Origin of the sequence: Anaerozeibacter quisquiliarum, assembly GCF_051162045.1 — a bacterium.
Taxonomy (GTDB): Bacteria; Bacillota; Clostridia; order Christensenellales; family Aristaeellaceae; genus Anaerozeibacter; species Anaerozeibacter quisquiliarum.
Genome location: NZ_JBISDI010000023.1, coordinates 1 through 18,458, shown reverse-complemented (window position 1 = coordinate 18,458; position 18,458 = coordinate 1). Strand labels below are relative to the sequence as shown.

Below are 18,458 nucleotides of genomic sequence, written 5' to 3'. Positions count from 1 at the left end.
TATTTGGATAAATATGGACAAAGTGCGCCCCCGCATGGTACAATGTCGCATACAGAAGATGGGGGGGATGCCTATGCGCCTGACGGCCTGGTTTTCGCACTCGGCGTCGCAGTTCAAATCGACCAAGGCGCTCGCTCGCGCGGCGCTGCTGCTGGCGGCGCAGGTGGCGCTCAACGCATCCTTGGGCGTATACCTGACGCCCGACAATCGCCTGACCTTCGGCCACCTGGCGCTGGCGGCGACGGCCGCGCTGTACGGGCCGGTGCCCGCCATGGCAAACGGCGTGCTCGCCGACTTTCTGGGCTGGCTGATAAAGCCCACCGGGGGCTACTTCCCCGGCTTCGCGCTGTCGGCGCTGCTGGCGGGGTTGATCTACGCGGCCGGGTTCTACCGCCGTCGGCCGGGCATCCTTCGGATCGTGATTACGCGCGCGGCGGTGGTCGTGGGCGTCAACATGCTGCTCAACTCGCTGTGGATCAAGCTGGTCTACGGCCGCGCCTTCTTTTCTCTGCCGCGCATTGTCAAAAGCGCGGTGCAGTTTCCCGTTGATGTCTTGCTGCTGTATCTGATGTTTGCGGCGTTGAAGCGCATCCCACGCGCGCTAGATCCCGCGGAGGACATAACAGAATGAACGACGTTATCCTGGTCACAGGCGCCGCCGGCTTTATCGGCTACCACCTGTGCGCGCGGCTGCTCGCGGACGGGCGGCGCGTGGTGGGTCTCGACAACCTGAACAGCTACTACCCGGTGGCGCTGAAAATGGACCGGCTGGCGAACCTCACGGGGCAAGCCGGGTTCAGCTTCGTGCGCGCCGACCTCGCCGACGCCGAGGCGGTGCTCGATGTGTTTAAAGCGCACAGGCCGAAGATCGTGGTGAACCTGGCCGCGCAGGCCGGCGTGCGCTACTCGATCGACCACCCGCACGCCTATCTCGATTCCAACGTGACCGGCTTTCTGAATGTGCTCGAGGCCTGCCGCCATTTCCCGGTCGATCACCTGCTGTTCGCGTCCAGTTCCTCGGTGTACGGCAACTCAAGCGCCGCCCCGTTCTCGGTCGATGAGCGTTGCGAAAAACCGGTCAGCCTGTACGCCGCCACCAAGCGCGCGGGCGAACTGATGGGCTACACCTACAGCCATCTGTACGGCATACCGATGACGGGCCTTCGGTTCTTCACCGTCTACGGCCCGTTCGGCCGACCGGATATGGCCTACTACAGCTTTACGCGCAAGATGCTTTCGGGCGAACCGATCGAGGTATTCAACAACGGCGACCTGCAGCGCGACTTCACCTATGTGGACGACATCGTGGAGGGGCTCGTCCGGGTGCTGCCAAGTCCCCCGCCGCCCGATTTGGGCGGCGCGCGCCACCGGCTGTACAACATCGGCAACAACCGCCCGGAAAAGCTCATGCGCTTCATCGAGGTGTTGGAACAGTGCCTTGGCGTGACCGCCGACGTGATCTACCGGCCGATGCAGCCGGGCGACGTCTACCAAACCTCGGCCGACATCGCCCCGCTGGCGCGCGACTTCGGCTTCGCGCCCTCCACCCGCATCGAGGACGGCCTCAAACGCTTCACCGACTGGTACCGCGCGTACCACAAGGTTTAATGCATCCCAACGCAAAGCCGCCGGATATCCGGCGGCTTTGCGTTGCGATGGGCATCAAATTCCCTCGGTTACTTAATCAGCGAGCTCGCCACGAACAGCCCCGCGGCCAGCGTCGACACCAGCGAAACCACGGTGATCTGCGTGTTGATCGACGGTCCTGCCGTGTCCTTGAACGGGTCGCCCACGGTGTCGCCGATGACGGCCGCCTTGTGGGCGTCGCTGCCCTTGCCGCCGAAGTTGCCGGACTCGATGAACTTCTTGGCGTTGTCCCACAGGCCGCCCGCGTTGCTCATCAGCGTCGCCAGCATCAGGCCCACCACGATGTTGCCGGTCAGATAGCCGCCGATGGCCTCCACGCCGCCGATGAAGCCCACGACCAGCGTCGCCAGGATGGCCACGAGGCCGGCCGGGATCAGTTCGCGGATTGCGCCCATGGTGGCGATGTCGATGCACTTGCCGTAGTCGGGCGAGGTCTTGCCCTCGCGCAAGCCGGGGATCGAATTAAACTGGCGATGGATTTCCTTGACCATCAGCTGCGCGTTGCGATCGACGCCCAGCATCAGCATGGCCGAGAACACCGCCGGGATGGCCGCGCCCACCAGCGCGCCGAAGAACACCAGCGGGTTCATCAGGTTGAACGACACCACCGCGCCGAGGCCTTCGGCGGTATCCTTGAAGGCGGCCAGCAGCGCGATGACGGTCAGGCCCGCCGCGCCGATGGCAAAGCCCTTGGTGATGGCCTTCGCGGTGTTGCCCGCGGCGTCCAGCTTGTCGGTGATCTCGAGCACATCGTCACCCAGCGAGCACATCTCGGCCACGCCGCGCGCGTTGTCCACGATCGGGCCGTAGGCGTCGCTCGCGATAATCATGCCCACGATCGACAGCATGCCGATCGAGGCCATCGCGATGCCGAACACACCGTAGCCCGCGCCCAACGGCTCGCACAGCTTGTAGGCCACGAGCGCGCTCAGGCCGATGCCGGTGATCGAGGGCAGGATGCTGACCAGGCCGTAGGAGAAACCGGTGAGGATGGTGAACGCCGGGCCGTTCTGGCATGCCTCGGCCACCTTGGCCACCGGCTTTTTGTCGTCGCCGGTGAAGAACTCGCTGGTCAGGCCGATGACCACGCCGGCCACCATGCCGAAGATGGTCGCGCCCCAGACCTGAATCGGGAATTTGAGAATCAGGCTGGCCACGAGCGTCAGCGCCGCGAACACGCCGCAGGTCAAATACGTGCCGCCGTTGAGCGCCCGGCTGGGGTTCCCGCCTTCCTTGATGTTGGCCATCAAGACGCCCACGATCGAGGACAGGAGGCCCAAGGCGCTGAAGCAGAAGATGATGTCGACCTTGCCCAGGCCCGCCGCCAGCACGATAGCCGCCGCGACCGAGGCCACGTTGGAGTCGAACAGGTCGGCGCCCATGCCCGCCACGTCGCCCACGTTGTCGCCCACATTGTCGGCGATGACGGCCGGATTGCGCGGGTCATCCTCGGGGATGCCCAGCTCCACCTTGCCGGTCAGGTCGGCCGCGATGTCGGCGGTCTTGGTGAAGATGCCGCCGCCCGCCTTGGCAAACAGCGCCAGCGAGCTCGCGCCGAAGCTGAACGCCATGATGACCTGATCGCTGCCGGTGGCGAGGTACAGGACCGCCGCGCCCAGCAGCGACGTGGACACCACGGCCATGCCCATGACCGCGCCGCCGCGGAAGCCGGCCATGAACGAGGGAGCCAGTCCCTTACGCGCTTGCGAAGCCGAGCGCACGTTGGCGATCGTGGCGATGCTGATGCCCACGATGCCCGCCAGGCCCGACAGCAGCGAGCCGAACAGATAACTGAGCACCATCGTCACATTGGCCCCGATGTCCCCGCCCTTCCAAACCGGATTCGGGAATAACAGCAGGATGACGACCGACACCGCGCCGCAGAACAGGCCCAGTATCTTGTACTCGCGCTTCATGAAGGTGAACGCGCCGTCGCGGATCAACTTGGCGATCCGGTCCAGCCCGTTGCCCGCCATGGGCAGGTCCTTGACCCAACGATAGAAGTAAGCCGCGACGCCCAGCGCCGCAAAAGCGACCACGATGGAAACAATTGCCCAGATCTTAGCCCCGTCCATAGAAATTTGCGCCTCCTCTAAATCTCTCGGCTCCGCAAATTTGCCCATCATAATCTATTGTATAACTTATGTGGCAAATTGTCCATCAAAACGTTCGACAAGATCGTGTGAAGAAACGCGAAGAAATGTCGAGAACTGTCAATAAGTACGCGGCGCTTTCAATCCTTATATGCATGTGTTATACTGGGAGGGCATGAGAGGAGTAGAGATTATGCGCAAGACCAAGATCATCTGTACCATCGGCCCCGCCTCCAACAACCCCGGCACGCTGCGCGCCATGATTCAGTCGGGTATGGACGCGGCCCGGTTCAATTTCTCCCACGGCACGCACGAGAGCAAGCTCGAGGACTTCCGTACGCTGGTGTCGGTGCGCAACGAACTAAAAAAGCACATCCCCGCGATTCTCGACACGAAGGGCCCGGAAATCCGGCTGGGCCTGTTTGACGGCGGGCGCACGGAACTGACCGACGGCCAGTCGTTTACCCTGACGAGCGAGGACGTGCTGGGCACGAAGAGCCGCGCCTCGGTCAGCTACAAGGATCTGCCCCGCGACCTTGCGCCCGGCGCGCGCATCTTGCTCGACGACGGGCTGATCGAGCTCGGCGTGGATGCCGTTGAGGGCAGCGAGATCCGCTGCACGGTGCTCGCGGGCGGCCCGATCTCCGACCGCAAGGGCGTGAACCTGCCCGATACGCGCTTCAGCATGCCCTACATCAGCGAGCGCGACCATGAGGACATCCTGCTGGGCATCAGAAGCGGGTTCGACATCATCGCGGCCTCGTTTGTGCGCTCCCGGGAAGACGTGTTGGCCGTCCGCAAAATCCTCAACGAAAACGGCGGCAAGCACATGCGCATCATGAGCAAGATCGAGAACGCCGAGGGCGTGAAGAACCTCGAGGAGATCATCGAGGTGTCCGACATGCTGATGGTGGCGCGCGGCGACATGGGCGTCGAGATCCCGCTCGAAGAACTGCCCTCGATCCAGAAGCGGATGATCCAGTTGGGCACTGGCGCGGGGCTGCCGGTGGTGACCGCCACCCAGATGCTCGACAGCATGATTAACCACCCGCGCCCGACCCGCGCCGAGACCACCGACGTCGCCAACGCCATCTACGACGGCACTAGCTGCATCATGCTGTCGGGCGAGACCGCGAACGGCAAGTACCCGGTCGAGGCCGTTGCGATCATGGCCCGCATCGCCGAGCGCACCGAGCGCGACATCAACTACCCCAAGCGCTTCTTCGAGCGCTCGCTGCGCGAACACGCGCACGGCGTCACCGACGCCATCTCCCACGCCACCTGCTTGACGGCCTACAATTTGAACGCGGCCGCCATCATCACCGTCACGCTCTACGGCACAACCGCGCGGATGATCAGCCGCTTCAGGCCCGACATCCCGATCATCGGCTGTACCCCGGACGCCTGCACGCTGCGCCAGCTGTCGATGTCCTGGGGCGTCACGCCGTTGATCGTGGGCGAGGAGCATGTGACCGACGTGCTGATCGAGCACGCCGTGGACGCGGCGATACAGGCCAACCTAATCAAGGCGGGCGACACCGTGGTAATCACCGCGGGCGTGCCGCTCGGCAAGTCGGGGACGACCAACCTGATCCGCGTGTACAACGGACCGGAAAACTAATGGTATAATTTTATCGATATGGGGACGCAATGGATGGCGGGGCCGCATGCCCCGCCCATGTGGGATCGGTCTACGGCAATTCTATCGGATATACGTCCTCGTTTTGCACCTGCCCGATCAGGTGGATCAGCAACTCCTCCCGCGTGGGCACCTCGCCCACACATGGCACGCCCTGCTGTGCCTCGACGACGCAGTCCGGCGCGTCGTGCGCAGTATAGGCCGTCCAGATGGCCTCGTCCATCTCTTCCTTCACCTTCTCGACCGTAGCGCCGCAGCGCCGGGCCACCTCTTGATACAGCATATCCCAGTCCATGACTTTTCCTCCTGGCGGCTGCGTATTAAGAAATTCCAATATACGCCATATAATCAGTCATATTCAATCACATATTATATACCATGGTTCGCGTTGTGAAAAGCGTTTTCAATTGTTCGCCATGTTGAATTTTGGGATAACTGTGTGCTATAATGTTTGCATATTGACACCAACGGGAGGTTCCCCCGATGCAACACGATACAGCCCGGCGACACCCGGGCCTCTCCCCCAGCCTCGCCGGGCTTGCGGCGCTGATCGCCTGCGCGCTGCTGCTGCCGCTCATGGGCATGGCCGAACCCCTTCCCTCTCCCACGCCCAATGTCAATGGCGAAATGACCTTTAGCATCAGCGCCGTAGGCGACTGCACGCTGGGCGGCGATCCGCGCAAGGGCAGCAAGGCCGCCTTCGACCGCGCGTTCGAACGGCTAAGCGGGGATTATGCGTATTATTTCCGGGAGGTAGCGGAGCTATTCGCCGAGGACGATCTGACCATCGCGAACCTCGAAGGCGCGCTGACGCAGCGCAAGAAATTCCGCAAGGGTGAAATCTTCGTGTTCCGGGGCGACCCGGAATACGCCAAGATTTTAAGCGCGGGCGGCATCGACGCCGTGACCCTCGCCAACAACCACGCGATCGATTTCCTCGAGGGCGGCTTGCGGGACACCCGCGAGGCGCTGGATTCTGAAGGCATCGCCCACTTCGGCTTTGACGACACCGCGATCGTCGAGGTCAAGGGCGTCAAGATCGGGCTGTGCGGCTTCACCACCTGGCGCTCCGATTTCAAGCAGATCGAGCGGGTTGTCGGGGACCTTGCGGCGTCCTGCGACCTGGTGATCGCCTCGTTCCATTGGGGCGAGGAAAACGTGGGTAAGGCCACCAAGCGCCAGGTCAAGCTGGGCCGCTTTGCAATCGACGCGGGCGCCGATCTGGTGCTGGGCCATCATCCGCACGTGGTCGGCGGCATCGAGACCTACAAGGGCAAGCGCATCGTGTACAGCCTGGCCAATTTCTGCTTCGGCGGAAACCGCCGGCTGCGCGACCGCGACAGCTTCGTCTACCGCCAGCGCTATCGGGTCGCAGGTGGCGAGGTGACCGACGACGGCTACGAAATCATCCCCTGTCTGACGGCGACCGGCAAGGAGGGCAACAACTATCAGCCCGCGCCCGCCACCGGCAAGGACGCCGAGCGTATCTTGAAGCGCATCAAGAAGTTATCGCCCAAATAGGGGGCTGTGGGCATAACCCGAACCGGGCGGTCGCGCCCACAGCCCCTACAGCGTGGGCGCGGCGTACAGCCGTGCCTTTTGCCCGTCGTCGCCCGTTACCATCGTCGAAAAATCCCAGCCACACCTTTCATAAAAACCTACGTGGTCGGTAATCAGGTACAGCTTTTCCACGCCTTGCCCTCCCAGGTCCACCCGCGCGAAATCCAGAATGTAGCGCGCCACGCCCCGGCTGCGGTACTCCTGCTCGACGAACAGCGCGCACAGGTTCGGGGCCAGGTCCTTCCGGTCGTGGAAGTCGTTGTCGATCACGCCCGCGCCCGCGATGATGCGCCGGCCCTCGCTCAGCACCAGGTACCACTGCGGAACCGGCGCGCGCTGCCTCAGGCAGTCCTCCATGCTCTCGCGATAGGTTGCCTCGGGGATGCCCCATTTTTCGTGAAACCACCGGGCCGCCAGCGGCAGCAGCGCAGGGCAATGCCTGAGCGGCTTCAAGTGGATGTGCTCGTCCGTCATCATCGATCCGCCTCTCCTTTGTGTAGCGGTTTGACTGCCACTACATCGCGTTCAGCGCGCTGATCGCCGCGTCGGCGATTAACCGGTGCCCGAGGCCATTGGGATGAATGCCGTCCGCGCACAGCACGTCCTCGCCCCGCACCAGCTCCAGAAACCGGTCGCGCACGGGCAGAACGGCGACGCGCAGCTGCGCCGCGGTGCGTTGAACCAGCGAGGAGTAGTACTCCTGCCAGCGGTAGATGCGCTCGGGAACGCCCAGAAAATCCAGGATGTGCTCCTTCGACAGGCCGTTGCGTGTGATCCACGCAAAGTAGCGGTGAGGGTCGAGCGGCGGCAGCGTGCACAAAACCGGCGTGCCGCCGCGCGCGCGCACCAGCTCTACGATGCCGGTGAGCGCCTCGACAAACGCGGCGGCGGGCGTATGCGGCTGGTGCGTGCGGCCGGGCGCTTCGGCCACCGCCGCCCAATCAAAATCGCAGTCGTTGCCGCCGTACTCGATCAGCACCAGCGAGCCGGTCAGCGGCGTCTCGTCGCCGGAGAGCACCTTCAGCCCCTCGGGCGCGGTGCGCCCCATCTGCGAACGGTTGACAATGGGCAACTGAACCTCGCGCGCCACGAGGTTGGGCGCGTTTTCCTTCAAAAGCGCATAGCGTCCGCGCGCTTCATCGTAGATCACGCCCTTCATCACCGAGTCGCCCCAGACCTGTACCGCCTTTAAACACATTCGCCTCACCGCCTCATCTGGTTTCTAAAACTATATTACACGATCTTCGGAGGAATGTCAAGTGCCTTGTCATACCTCGCTTGACATTTTGGGATAATATGCGTACAATGTGAAAGGCTTATTCGCAGGAGAAACGGGGTGCGGACATGGACATGAAGCGGGATGAGTCGGTCGCGCGGCTATGCGAGGCGCTCAGGGGCTACCAGCCCATGAAGTGGAGCGGTATGCCCGATCTCGAGCTGTACATGGATCAGGTCATCACCTATTTGAAGCGGCAGCTGTCGCTGTTTCAGGACGCCAGCGGGTTAAGTCTCGTGACGCCGTCGATCATCAACAACTACGTCAAGGACTCAATCGTGCCCAGGCCCGTCAACAAGCGCTACGCGCGCGAGCAGCTGTCGGCGCTCACGATGGCCTGCATTTTGAAGCGCGTGCTGCCGATGCAGCGCGTGGGGCAGCTGATCGTGCCGGGCGACGTATCGGCCGAGGCGCGCTACGAGGCCTTTTGCGAGAATTTGACCGCCGTGCTCGAGGCCGAGGCCGCGCGCCTGAGCGAGCTTGGGCAGGAAAGCCTCGAGGAACTGGCGATGGAGTATGCGCTGCGCGCCAGCGCCGACTGCCTGATCGCCGACCGGCTGCTGGCGATGCTTGGCGACCGGACGGAGGAAGCCGCGCCGGGCGCGGCTGACCGGCGCGGCCGCAAACGATAAGATAAAGACGGGCGGAGGGATCACCATGCAAGTGCAAGAACCGGCGCGTAAGAAGCGCATTTTTTCCGGCATCCAGCCCACGGGTACGCTGACTCTCGGCAACTATATCGGCGCGCTGCGCAATTTCAAGCTGCTGGAAGACGAGTACGACTGCGTGTATTCGATCGTCGATCTGCACGCGCTGACCGTTAAGCGCGAGCCCGCCGAACTGCGCAAGGCCTGTCTCAAGGTGCTCAGCCTGTATCTGGCGGTGGGGCTCGACCCGGACAAGAGCCTTATGTTCTTTCAGTCGCATGTACACGAGCACGCGGAGCTCGCCTGGGTGCTCAACTGCATCACCTACATGGGCGAGCTTATGCGCATGACCCAGTTCAAGGACAAGTCGCAAAAGAACGAGGACAACATCAACGTCGGGCTGTTCGCCTACCCCTCGCTGATGGCGGCCGACATCCTGCTTTACCAGACCGACCTGGTGCCGGTGGGCGCGGACCAAAAACAGCACCTCGAGCTGTCGCGCGACATCGCCGAGCGGTTCAACAGGCGCTTCGGTGACACTTTTGTCGTGCCCGACGGCTACATCCCCAAGGTCGGCGGGCGGGTGATGAGCCTGGCCGAACCCACGCGCAAGATGAGCAAGTCCGACCCCGAGGACACCTACATCGCCATGCTGGACGAGCCCGCCGTGATCCGCAGGAAGCTCCGGCGCGCGGTGACCGACTCCGAAGCGCAAGTGTGTTACGACCCCGAAAACAAGCCGGGCGTCAGCAACCTGATGGACATCCTGGCGACGCTTTCAGGCCGTGGCCACGGCGAGATCGAGCGCGACTTTGAGGGCCTGGGCTATGGTGCTTTCAAGGATACGGTCGCCGACGCGGTGATCGCGGAGCTTGAACCCATTCAGCGGCGCTTTGCCGAAATCAGCGCTGATACGCCCTATCTCGAGCGGGTGATGAACGCTTCGGCCGAACGCGCCGGCGCGATCGCCCGGCGCACCATGTCGAAAGTGCGCCGCAAGGTGGGGCTGGCCTCGTTAAAGTTGTAACTTTTTACAAAAACATCGATCTATTTTACGCATTCCTCGCGCTTTGCGCTTGTCAATATCACCCGATTCGGGTAGAATATGATGGAAATCAAAATAGGAGGCAAGCTATATGATTAAGATTGGCATCAACGGTTTTGGCCGCATCGGCCGCTTGGCGTTTCGCGCCAGCCTCGACCACAAGAACGTGGAAGTGGTCGGCATCAACGACCTGATCTCCCCCGAATACATGGCGTATATGCTCAAGTACGACACCGTGCACGGCCGCTTCAAGGGCACCGTGGAAACCACCGACCATTCGATCATCGTCAACGGCCATGAGATCCCGGTGTTCTCTGAGAAGAACCCCGCCGATTTGCCGTGGGCCAAGGTGGGCGCGGAATACGTCATCGAGTCGACCGGCTTGTTCCTGTCCAAGGACAAGGCGCAGGGCCACATCGACGCGGGCGCGAAGCATGTCGTGATGTCCGCCCCCTCGAAGGACGACACCCCGATGTTCGTCATGGGCGTCAACAACGCCAAATACGATTCCTCCATGACCTTTGTGTCCAACGCCTCCTGCACCACCAACTGCCTGGCCCCGATCGCGAAGGTGCTCAACGACAAGTGGGGCATCGCCGACGGTCTGATGACCACGGTCCACGCCACCACCGCCACCCAGAAGACGGTCGACGGCCCGTCCGCGAAGGACTGGCGCGGCGGCCGCGGCGCGGCGTTCAACATCATCCCCTCCTCGACCGGCGCGGCCAAGGCCGTGGGCAAGGTCATCCCCGAGCTCAACGGCAAGCTGACCGGCATGGCGTTCCGCGTACCCACCGCCGACGTGTCGGTGGTCGATCTGACCGTCAACCTCAAGAAGCCCGCCAAGTACGCCGAGATCTGCGCCGCCATGAAGGCCGCCAGCGAGGGCGAGCTCAAGGGCATCCTGGGCTACACCGAGGACGAAGTGGTCTCCTCCGACTTCATCACCGATCCGCGCACCTCGATCTTCGACGCCAAGGCCGGCATCGCGCTGACCGACACCTTCGTCAAGGTCGTGTCCTGGTACGACAACGAATGGGGCTACTCCAACAAGATCATCGACCTGGTCGAGTACATGCACAGCGTCGATCACAAGTAAAGTCTTCGCACAACCGCCGTGTGGGTTGCCCACACGGCGGTATTTATTCGGCAAAGGCGCTGCCCGTCATCGGGCGGCGCCTTTGCTGTCGGCGGTTCGGGAACGGCGTCCCCTCCCCTATGCTTAGTAGTTCGTCAGATTGTAAATCTCGATGGCGTCGTTGGCCTTGGTGACCAGTTCCTCTACGCCCTGCTCGGCGGTGAGCTCGCCGAGGAAGACCTTTTCCGTGGTCTCTTCGACGTACTGGCGCACCTCGGGGAACACGCTCAGCATCGAGCCGACGTATTCCGGCCCGGACGCGTGGAGCTGATCGAGCGCGGTCTGGAACTGCGGGAACTGCGCGATGTTGTTCTTGAACGTGTCGGTCTCATGCGCGCCCATGTTGATCGGGAAGTAGCCGGTCGCGGCGTTCCAGAGCGCCTGCTCGTCGGCGGAGACCATGTACTTGATGAATTCCCAGGTCGCGGCCTTTGTGGCTTCGTCTCCCCTTTCGAGCATCCAGAGGCAGCCGCCGCCGGTGGAAACGCCGCCCTTGTCGGCCGCGTTGACGTAGGGGAAGTACGCGGTGCCCACTTCAAAGGCGTCGCCCACATTGGCCAGCACGCCCGCGAGGTTGGCGGTGGAAGCGAGGAAGATGGCCGTCGTGTCGGCGACGAACGCCGCGCGGGCCTGAGCGGTGCCGCCACGCTCGATGTAGGTGGTCTCCTTGGTGGCGGCGAGCCTCTCCCACATCTTGAAGATGTCGAGCGCCGCGCCGTTTTCGCCGAACATGACCTTGGTGGCGTAGGCCTGGCGGCCGTTGCCGTTATCGACGTACTCGCGGCCCATCTTGCCGATCCACTGCTCGAAGAACCAGCCGTAGTTGCTGAACATGAAGCCGTAGCGCTTGACCGTGCCGTCCTCATTGTAGGTCGTCAGCTTCGGCGCGATCTCAAGGATCCCCTCGACCGTGGTCGGGATCTCGGTGATGCCGGCCTCGTCAAACGCGGTCTTGTTGTAGTACATGAGCGGCGTGGAGCAGTTGAACGGCATGGCGTTGATCTTGCCCTCCACCGTGTAGTAGGCCAGCAGGTTCGGCTCGATGACCGAAGTATCCCAACCTTCGGCGTCGATGAACTGCTGCAGCGGAACGATCCAGCCGCTGTCCATCAAAAAGCGCGAGCCGATTTCGTAGGTCTGCACCACGTCGCAGGGCAGTTCGCCCATGCCCGCCGCCTTCAGCTTGTTGATGGCGTCGTCGTATTCGCCCTGGTACTGCGCGTCCACGAAGATCTTGTCCTGCGAGGCGTTGAACCGGTCAACCATTTTGACGATGTTCTCGGCGTTGGTCCCGGCCAGGGAATACCAGAATACGATCTGCGTCTTGCCTTCCGCGGCCATTGCGGAGGCGGTCAGGGAGAGTACCATCAGAAGGGTGAGCACCAGGGACAGAAGCTTCTTCATGTGCGATGGCTCCTTTCAAAGTGAAAATGGTGTATAGCGACGCCTGACGGCGTTACGCACCGGAGAAATGCTAGCCCTTGACCGCGCCGGCCATCAGGCCGTTAATCAGCTGCTTTTGCATGAACACGAAGATCGACAGCGACGGGATAATCACGACCACCACGCCGGCCATCATCAGGCCCAATTGCTCGGAATCGATGTCGTAGAGCTGGGAGATGCCGATCTGCACCGTGCGCACCCGGTCGGAATCGGTCACCAGCAGCGGCCAGAAGTACTGGTTCCAGGTATTCAGGAACACATACGCGCCCAGAGCCCCCAGCGCGGGCCGCGCCAGCGGGATCACGATGGTGAGCAGGAAGCGCCAGTTGTTGCAGCCGTCGAGCTTCGCGGCCTCGTGCAACTCCTTGGCGAAGGTGAGGTAGTTCTGGCGAAGCAGAAACACGCCCATCGCCGAGCAGATGTAGGGCACGATCAGCACCCTGTAGGTGTCGCGCCATCCCCAGGCGGAGACGGTCAGGTAGTTGGCGACGATCGTCGCCTCCCAGGGCACCATCATCGTGGCCAGGATGCACAGGAACAAAAAGTTCTTGCCGCGGAACTCCAGAAACGAAAACGCGAAGGCCGCCATCGAGCAAGTCGCCATCTGCCCGACCGTGACGGCGATGGACACGATGAACGAGTTGAGGATGTGGCGCGAGATGGCCGTCTTGGTGAAGACGTGGCTGTAGCTGACGAAGTCAACCTGCGAAGGGAAGAACCGGGTGTAGATTTCGCTCGAGGGCTTGACGCTCATCATCAGCGTGTATAGAAGCGGCATCATGATTACGACGACGAACGGGACGTTCAGGCATAGACGGCCGCAGCGCAGGAATAGCTCCTTCTGGCGGCGCGAAAGGTTCTGTACCATCAATAGTGCACACTCCTTTTTTCCATGCTGAACTGGATTAACGTGATGAGCAGGACGATGGCGAACAGGATGATCGAGCGCGCAGCCGCGGTGCCGAAGCGGAAGTTGCGGAAGGCGTCCAGGTAGATCGAGTAGACGATCACGTTCGTCGCCTCGTTCGGGCCGCCCTGCGTCAGCAGGCGGATCTGCGTAAAGGACTGGAACGCGCCGATGATGTTGACGATGATCTGAAAGAACAGCGTCGGAGACAGGCAGGGCAGCGTGATGCTCCACAGCCTGCGCCAGTAGCCCGCGCCGTCGATGGACGCGCTCTCATACAGCTCGTCGGGGATGTTGCGCAGCCCCGCGCCGATGAAGATAAAGTTGATGCCGCTCGTCAGCCATACGGTGAGCAGCGCCATGATCGGCAGCGCCCATATTGGGTCCGAGGTCCAGACGTTCTTCGTGCCCAGCACGGCGTTCAGCAGGCCGATCGAAGGATGCAAAATCATCCGGAACGCCATCGCCGCCGCCGCGGACGCGATCGCGATCGGCATCGCGTAGATCGCCGTGGCGAATGTCCTGCCGGGGAATTTGTTCACGGTCATCAGGCTGGTGGCCAAGCCGATGATGAGCCCGCCCAGGGACACCATGACGACGAACTGCATGGTCACCCAGAGGCTGTTGTGAAACGAGGCGCTGTATTTGCCAAACAGAATGTCTGCATAGTTTTTCAGGCCGTAGAACACCTTCGCCTGCCCGAGCTTGTCGGTCAGGAACATGCTCAGGTATATGGTTTTAAAGAACGGAAAGTACAGAAAAACGCCAAACACCAGCAAGGCGGGTAGCAAGAACAGGTAGGGCTCGATATGCTCGTAGAATGTCTTTTTCTTCCCTCTGCGGCGAACAACCTGCGCGCCCCCTGGTCTTGCTTGCTCCATCACAACCGGCTCCTTTGTGCGTTATTGAAAACATGTCCCACGCCCATTATACGCATACCTTTGTCACTTTGTCAACACAAAAGCGTCAAGTGAGCATCATTCTATTTTTCTCGATTGTGCATTCTTGATAAAGGTTCCCAAACCTCTGTTTCGATCAACCGACTGGATTAAAGTGCCGGAGCGCGCGCCTGAGGCCGGCGGCGTACGTGTGTTCGTCGACCGACTCGCCCGCGAGCAGCGGCAGACTCCGGATCACTTCACCTGCGACGATCACGTCGGCGCGCCCGACCACCTGACCGTCGCGCACCGGCGCGGTCAATCGCACTTCGGTCTCGATCACGAGCCGCGCCGCCTCGGCGACGCCCACCGGCGCGGTCAATGTGGCCGGGGCGATGACCGGGACCGACCACTTCATGCCGCCCTCAACCGGCAGGCGCTTTATCACTTGACCCATGGTGAGAAAGGTCTCGAAGCGGTAGTGCGCGAAGCCCCAGTCCATGAGTTGTGCCGCCGCTTCAAACCATTGGCCGCAGTTCAGCACTACGCCCAGAAGCTCCATACCGTCGCGCTCGGCTGAAAAGATCAGGCAGCGCCCGGCCTTGCCGGTGAAGCCGGTCTTGACGCCGGTCGCGCCTTCGTAGGTCCACAGGAGCTTATTCTTGTTGGTGAGCGCCCGTTCGTAGGGATTGCCCGACCAGGGTATGCGCGCCTCGCGCGTCCGGGCCAGCGCGCGAAAAGCGGGGTAGTCCATCGCTTCATTGGCGATCAGCGCCATGGCGCGCGCCGTGGCCACGTGGTTTTCGTCATCCAGCCCGTGCGGGTTGGCAAAGTGTGCCTGTACGCCCAACATCGCCGCTCGCTCGTTCATCAGCCGGACGAACGCTTCTTCGTCGCCGGCTACATGCTCGGCCAGCGCCACCGCCGCGTCGTTGCCCGAGCGCAGCATCAGCCCCAGGAGCAGCTGCTTGAGCGTCAGCCGCTCGCCAAGCCCCAGGTACAGCGAAGTGCCGCTCACGCCGCTGGCATTTCGACCCACGGTCACGATATCTGTCTGATCGCAGTGCTCGATCGCGAGCAACGCCGTCATTACCTTGGTGATCGAGGCGATCGGCAGCAGCTCGTCGGCGTTGTGCTCGCACAGTACGCGCCCGCTCGCGCGCTCAATCAAGATCATCGCGCGCGCCTCCACCTGGTCGGGCGCGAACGGAACGGCCTGCGCATCCTGCGCCAGCGCCGGGGCGCACAGCGACAGAAAAAGCAAAACGCATACAACAAAACGCATTGGCGCGCCTCCTTTGGGGATAAACTACCAATGCTTATGATTTTCCCGGATTGTCTATGCGCCGAGTCGGCTCTACCCATTCCCCCAAAGGAGGGGAATGGGTGAGGTCACCCTGTATGGCCGTTCATGTCGCGGCACACAGTTCCGTGAGCAGCTCCTTCAGGCGCGCCTTGGCCTCGTTCGACGCCGCCGCGCCCACGCAGCCGGGGCAGCCCGACGCGCAGGGGCAGTCCGACAGGCGCTCCAGCGCTTCGGTGAACAGCGTCATGTCCATCTCATAGATCCGGTCGGACAGGCCCAGACCGCCAGGCGTCGAGTCGCTCAGATAGAGCGTCGGCCGCTCGGTGAACGGGTCGCGCACATGGTAGGACACGTGAATGTCGGAAGGCGCGCACATCAGGTAGGCGGGCGCGAGATGGCGCATCAGATGCGCAAGGCCCACCATGGCGTCCTGGAGGCCGTCGCGCCCGTAGCGTTCGGCCAGAGCGTCGGGCAGCGTCCACCAGCAGGCGCTGGTGTGCATCTCGAGCTCCGGCAGCGTGACCGGCCCCCACCCCAGATTTTCGCCGGTGTCCAGCTTCATCTTCTTGAACAGCGTCACCATGCTGCTCAAGAGCACCTCGCCCCGGTGCTTGACCAATTGCCCGAGCGGCGCTTCCTCGGTGTCGTAGAGCACCTTGAGGCTGGTCGAAAGGTCGGCGTCGGTGTAATAGTCTACGTCCACCGCGCGCACGTAGGCCTTCTTGTTGTCGAAGTCCAGCCGTTCGACCTGGTACTGCCGCCCCTCGTGCAGGTAGATGGCCTGCTCATGCAGCAGCATCGGCACGGTGTATCGATCCATCTCGCCGATCACGCGATGCGCCTCGGGCCGCGTGATCTCGACGATCACGAAGTTCTCGTCGCTCGCCGAGCGCAAATTGATCCCGGCCTGCGGGAACTCCTCGGCCATCCAGTAGTAGCGCCCCTGAACCTTGCGCAGGATGTACTGCTCGGCCAGGTAAGTAAGCAACTCGCCGGTCGACGGGTTGAGCGCGAACAACTCGCCGTCGTCGAACGGCAGCTCGTAAGCCGCGCACTTCAGATGGTTGAGCAGGATGTACAGGTTATCGGGGTTGATGTAGGCGCGCTCGGGCGACGCGCCGAAGAAGAACTCCGGATGCGCGCACATGTATTGGTCGAGCGGGCCTGACGTAGCCACCACGATCAGCAGTGATTCCGCGCTCCGCCTTCCGGCGCGCCCGGCCTGCTGCCAGGTGCTGGCGATCGTGCCCGGGTAGCCGCACAGCACGCAGGCCTCGAGCTGGCCGATGTCGATGCCCAGTTCCAGCGCGTTGGTTGACACCACGCAGTCCACCTCGCCCGAGCGCAGCGCGCGCTCGATCTGCCGCCGGAGCGTGGGCAGATACCCGCCGCGGTAGCCGCGCACCCGGCCCGACTCCCCGAGCGGGTCGCGCACCGCGTCCTTAAGCCTGCGCACCAGCACCTCCACGGTCACCCGCGCGCGCGCGAACACGATCGTCTGGATGCCGTTTGCGATCAGGTCGCGCGTAAGTGACACCGCCTCGTTCGCCGCGCCCTTGCGGATGCCCAGCTGCCGGTTGACGACCGGCGGGTTATAGAACACCACATGCTTGACGCCCGCGGGCGCGCCGTTGTCGTCGATGAGCAACATGTCCCGCCCGGTCAGCCGCTCGGCCAGCTCCTTGGGGTTCTGGATCGTGGCCGAACAGCAGATGAACGTCGGCTGCGATCCGTAAAACGCGCAGATGCGCGAAAGCCTGCGCAGCACGCCCGCCAAATTCGAGCCGAACACACCGCGGTAGGCGTGCACCTCGTCGATCACGATGTACTTGAGGTTCTCGAACAGCTTCACCCACTTGGTGTGATGCGGCAGGATTCCGCTGTGCAGCATGTCGGGGTTGGTCACCACCACGTGCCCGGCCTGGCGGATCGCGGTGCGCGCCGGCGCAGGCGTGTCCCCGTCGTAGGTATAGGCCTTGATGTCCTCGCCCAGCGCCTCGATCACGGAATACAGCTCGGCCACCTGGTCGCTCGACAGCGCCTTGGTGGGGAATAGATACAGCGCCCGCGCGTCGGGATCGCTGAGGATGGCGCTCAAGACCGGCAAATTGTAGCACAGCGTCTTGCCCGACGCCGTGGGCGTCACCACCACGAGGTGCCGCCCCGCGTGCGCGGCGTCCACGGCATGGCGCTGGTGGCTGTAGAGTTGATGGATGCCCCGCGCGCGCAGCACTTCGACGACCCGCGCGTCCGCCCATTCCGGGAAATCCAAGAAATGCGCCGGCCGAGCGGGGATGTCCCGCCAGGCCGCCACGTTTTCCATGAAGCGCTCGTCGCGCCTGAGCTGTTCCACATATTGCGCAAGGTTCATGGCCGATCTCCGTCAAGCCGGTACTCCACCGCGCTGCCCGCCGCCAGCGAGCGCTTCACGTCGATCAGCCGCTGGTTGCGCGAGCCGCGAAAGCGCAGTTCCAGCGTGCGCTCATTCAGTTCAAACCGCCCGTCCACCACCACGTCGCAGACCTCGGCCAGCGCGCGCAAACCGCCCTGCGCCATCAGCTGATCCCAGGTGTAGCCGGTGTAGGCCCAAACGGTAAGCCCCAGCGCGCGCGCGCCCTCGGCCAGCGCGCGGCAGGGCGCGCATTGCTCGAACGGGTCGCCGCCGGTCAGCGTCAGCCCGTCGAGCAGCGGATTGGCCCTCATGCGTTCGACCAACGCCGCAACCGATTCGACATGCCCGCCCGCGAAGTCATGCGATTCGGGGTTGTGGCAGCCGGGGCAGGCATGCCTGCACCCCTGCGTGAACACCGCCATCCGAAACCCGGGCCCGTCCACGATCGAGTCGTCGATCACGCCCGCAATGCGAATATCCATACTAT

At 62.9% G+C, this 18,458-nt stretch carries 17 protein-coding genes; 7 read left to right on the top strand and 10 right to left on the bottom strand.

All coding sequences use genetic code 11. The features are described 5' to 3' along the window. The first annotated feature begins 73 nt into the window (after nucleotides 1-73). Complete coding sequence (locus tag ACH6CV_RS11120) at nucleotides 74-631, top strand: folate family ECF transporter S component (RefSeq protein WP_456358266.1); 558 nt, start codon at nucleotides 74-76, stop codon at nucleotides 629-631. Beyond that, nucleotides 628-1,608, top strand: a complete 981-nt coding sequence (locus ACH6CV_RS11115; protein ID WP_456358265.1) for an NAD-dependent epimerase/dehydratase family protein — start codon at nucleotides 628-630, stop codon at nucleotides 1,606-1,608. Before ACH6CV_RS11120 ends, ACH6CV_RS11115 begins: the two co-directional genes overlap by 4 nt. 68 nt (nucleotides 1,609-1,676) lie before the next feature. Here ACH6CV_RS11115 and ACH6CV_RS11110 read toward each other — a convergent pair whose 3' ends face one another. Further along, nucleotides 1,677-3,722 carry a sodium-translocating pyrophosphatase gene (locus ACH6CV_RS11110; RefSeq protein WP_456358264.1) on the bottom strand — a complete coding sequence of 682 codons (2,046 nt, stop codon included), beginning with the start codon at nucleotides 3,720-3,722 and terminating at the stop codon, nucleotides 1,677-1,679. A gap of 211 nt (nucleotides 3,723-3,933) precedes the next feature. On the opposite strand from ACH6CV_RS11110, the gene pyk reads away from it, so the two are divergent. Beyond that, on the top strand, nucleotides 3,934-5,361 hold the full coding sequence (pyk, locus tag ACH6CV_RS11105) for a pyruvate kinase (RefSeq protein WP_456358263.1): 1,428 nt from the start codon (nucleotides 3,934-3,936) through the stop codon (nucleotides 5,359-5,361). 70 nt (nucleotides 5,362-5,431) lie between these two features. On the opposite strand, the gene ACH6CV_RS11100 is transcribed toward pyk, so the two are convergent. After that, entirely contained in the window at nucleotides 5,432-5,674 is a 243-nt protein-coding gene (locus tag ACH6CV_RS11100; protein ID WP_456358262.1) for a hypothetical protein, read from the bottom strand. A gap of 188 nt (nucleotides 5,675-5,862) precedes the next feature. Between ACH6CV_RS11100 and ACH6CV_RS11095 the strand changes: the two genes are divergently transcribed. After that, nucleotides 5,863-6,900, top strand: a complete 1,038-nt coding sequence (locus ACH6CV_RS11095; RefSeq protein ID WP_456358261.1) for a CapA family protein — start codon at nucleotides 5,863-5,865, stop codon at nucleotides 6,898-6,900. 45 nt (nucleotides 6,901-6,945) lie between these two features. On the opposite strand, the gene ACH6CV_RS11090 is transcribed toward ACH6CV_RS11095, so the two are convergent. Together ACH6CV_RS11090 and ACH6CV_RS11085 are read right to left on the bottom strand one after the other, a co-directional pair. Continuing rightward, nucleotides 6,946-7,398, bottom strand: coding sequence for a GNAT family N-acetyltransferase (locus ACH6CV_RS11090; protein ID WP_456358322.1), 453 nt, complete (start codon nucleotides 7,396-7,398; stop codon nucleotides 6,946-6,948). Nucleotides 7,399-7,453: 55 nt separating this feature from the next. After that, nucleotides 7,454-8,137: an SGNH/GDSL hydrolase family protein gene (locus ACH6CV_RS11085; RefSeq protein WP_456358260.1), complete on the bottom strand. Its 684-nt coding sequence runs from the start codon at nucleotides 8,135-8,137 to the stop codon at nucleotides 7,454-7,456. A gap of 146 nt (nucleotides 8,138-8,283) precedes the next feature. Here ACH6CV_RS11085 and ACH6CV_RS11080 point away from each other — a divergent pair, with 146 nt between their 5' ends. From ACH6CV_RS11080 to gap, 3 genes are all read left to right on the top strand, one after another. Beyond that, nucleotides 8,284-8,847 carry a DUF1836 domain-containing protein gene (locus ACH6CV_RS11080; protein ID WP_456358259.1) on the top strand — a complete coding sequence of 188 codons (564 nt, stop codon included), beginning with the start codon at nucleotides 8,284-8,286 and terminating at the stop codon, nucleotides 8,845-8,847. Nucleotides 8,848-8,878: 31 nt separating this feature from the next. Next, the gene (gene trpS, locus ACH6CV_RS11075) at nucleotides 8,879-9,889 is read left to right on the top strand and encodes a tryptophan--tRNA ligase (protein WP_456358321.1); all 1,011 of its coding nucleotides are present in this window, start codon (nucleotides 8,879-8,881) and stop codon (nucleotides 9,887-9,889) included. A 109-nt stretch (nucleotides 9,890-9,998) separates the two neighbouring features. Continuing rightward, entirely contained in the window at nucleotides 9,999-11,006 is a 1,008-nt protein-coding gene (gene gap / locus ACH6CV_RS11070; protein ID WP_456358258.1) for a type I glyceraldehyde-3-phosphate dehydrogenase, read from the top strand. Between the two features lie 123 nt (nucleotides 11,007-11,129). Here gap and ACH6CV_RS11065 read toward each other — a convergent pair whose 3' ends face one another. The 6 genes from ACH6CV_RS11065 to nrdG form a co-directional block, all read right to left on the bottom strand. Continuing rightward, nucleotides 11,130-12,449 (bottom strand): ABC transporter substrate-binding protein, encoded by a 1,320-nt coding sequence (locus ACH6CV_RS11065; protein WP_456358257.1) that lies wholly within the window; start codon nucleotides 12,447-12,449, stop codon nucleotides 11,130-11,132. A gap of 70 nt (nucleotides 12,450-12,519) precedes the next feature. Further along, complete coding sequence (locus ACH6CV_RS11060) at nucleotides 12,520-13,356, bottom strand: carbohydrate ABC transporter permease (RefSeq protein ID WP_456358256.1); 837 nt, start codon at nucleotides 13,354-13,356, stop codon at nucleotides 12,520-12,522. Further along, nucleotides 13,356-14,276: a carbohydrate ABC transporter permease gene (locus ACH6CV_RS11055; protein WP_456358255.1), complete on the bottom strand. Its 921-nt coding sequence runs from the start codon at nucleotides 14,274-14,276 to the stop codon at nucleotides 13,356-13,358. The genes ACH6CV_RS11060 and ACH6CV_RS11055 overlap by 1 nt, the downstream gene beginning before the upstream one ends. A 154-nt stretch (nucleotides 14,277-14,430) precedes the next feature. After that, nucleotides 14,431-15,558, bottom strand: a complete 1,128-nt coding sequence (locus tag ACH6CV_RS11050; RefSeq protein WP_456358254.1) for a D-alanyl-D-alanine carboxypeptidase family protein — start codon at nucleotides 15,556-15,558, stop codon at nucleotides 14,431-14,433. Between the two features lie 124 nt (nucleotides 15,559-15,682). Next, complete coding sequence (locus tag ACH6CV_RS11045; protein ID WP_456358253.1) at nucleotides 15,683-17,950, bottom strand: DEAD/DEAH box helicase; 2,268 nt, start codon at nucleotides 17,948-17,950, stop codon at nucleotides 15,683-15,685. Continuing rightward, on the bottom strand, nucleotides 17,947-18,458 hold a 512-nt coding region (gene nrdG, locus ACH6CV_RS11040), incomplete at its 5' end, for an anaerobic ribonucleoside-triphosphate reductase activating protein (protein WP_456358252.1). The genes ACH6CV_RS11045 and nrdG, both read right to left, overlap by 4 nt.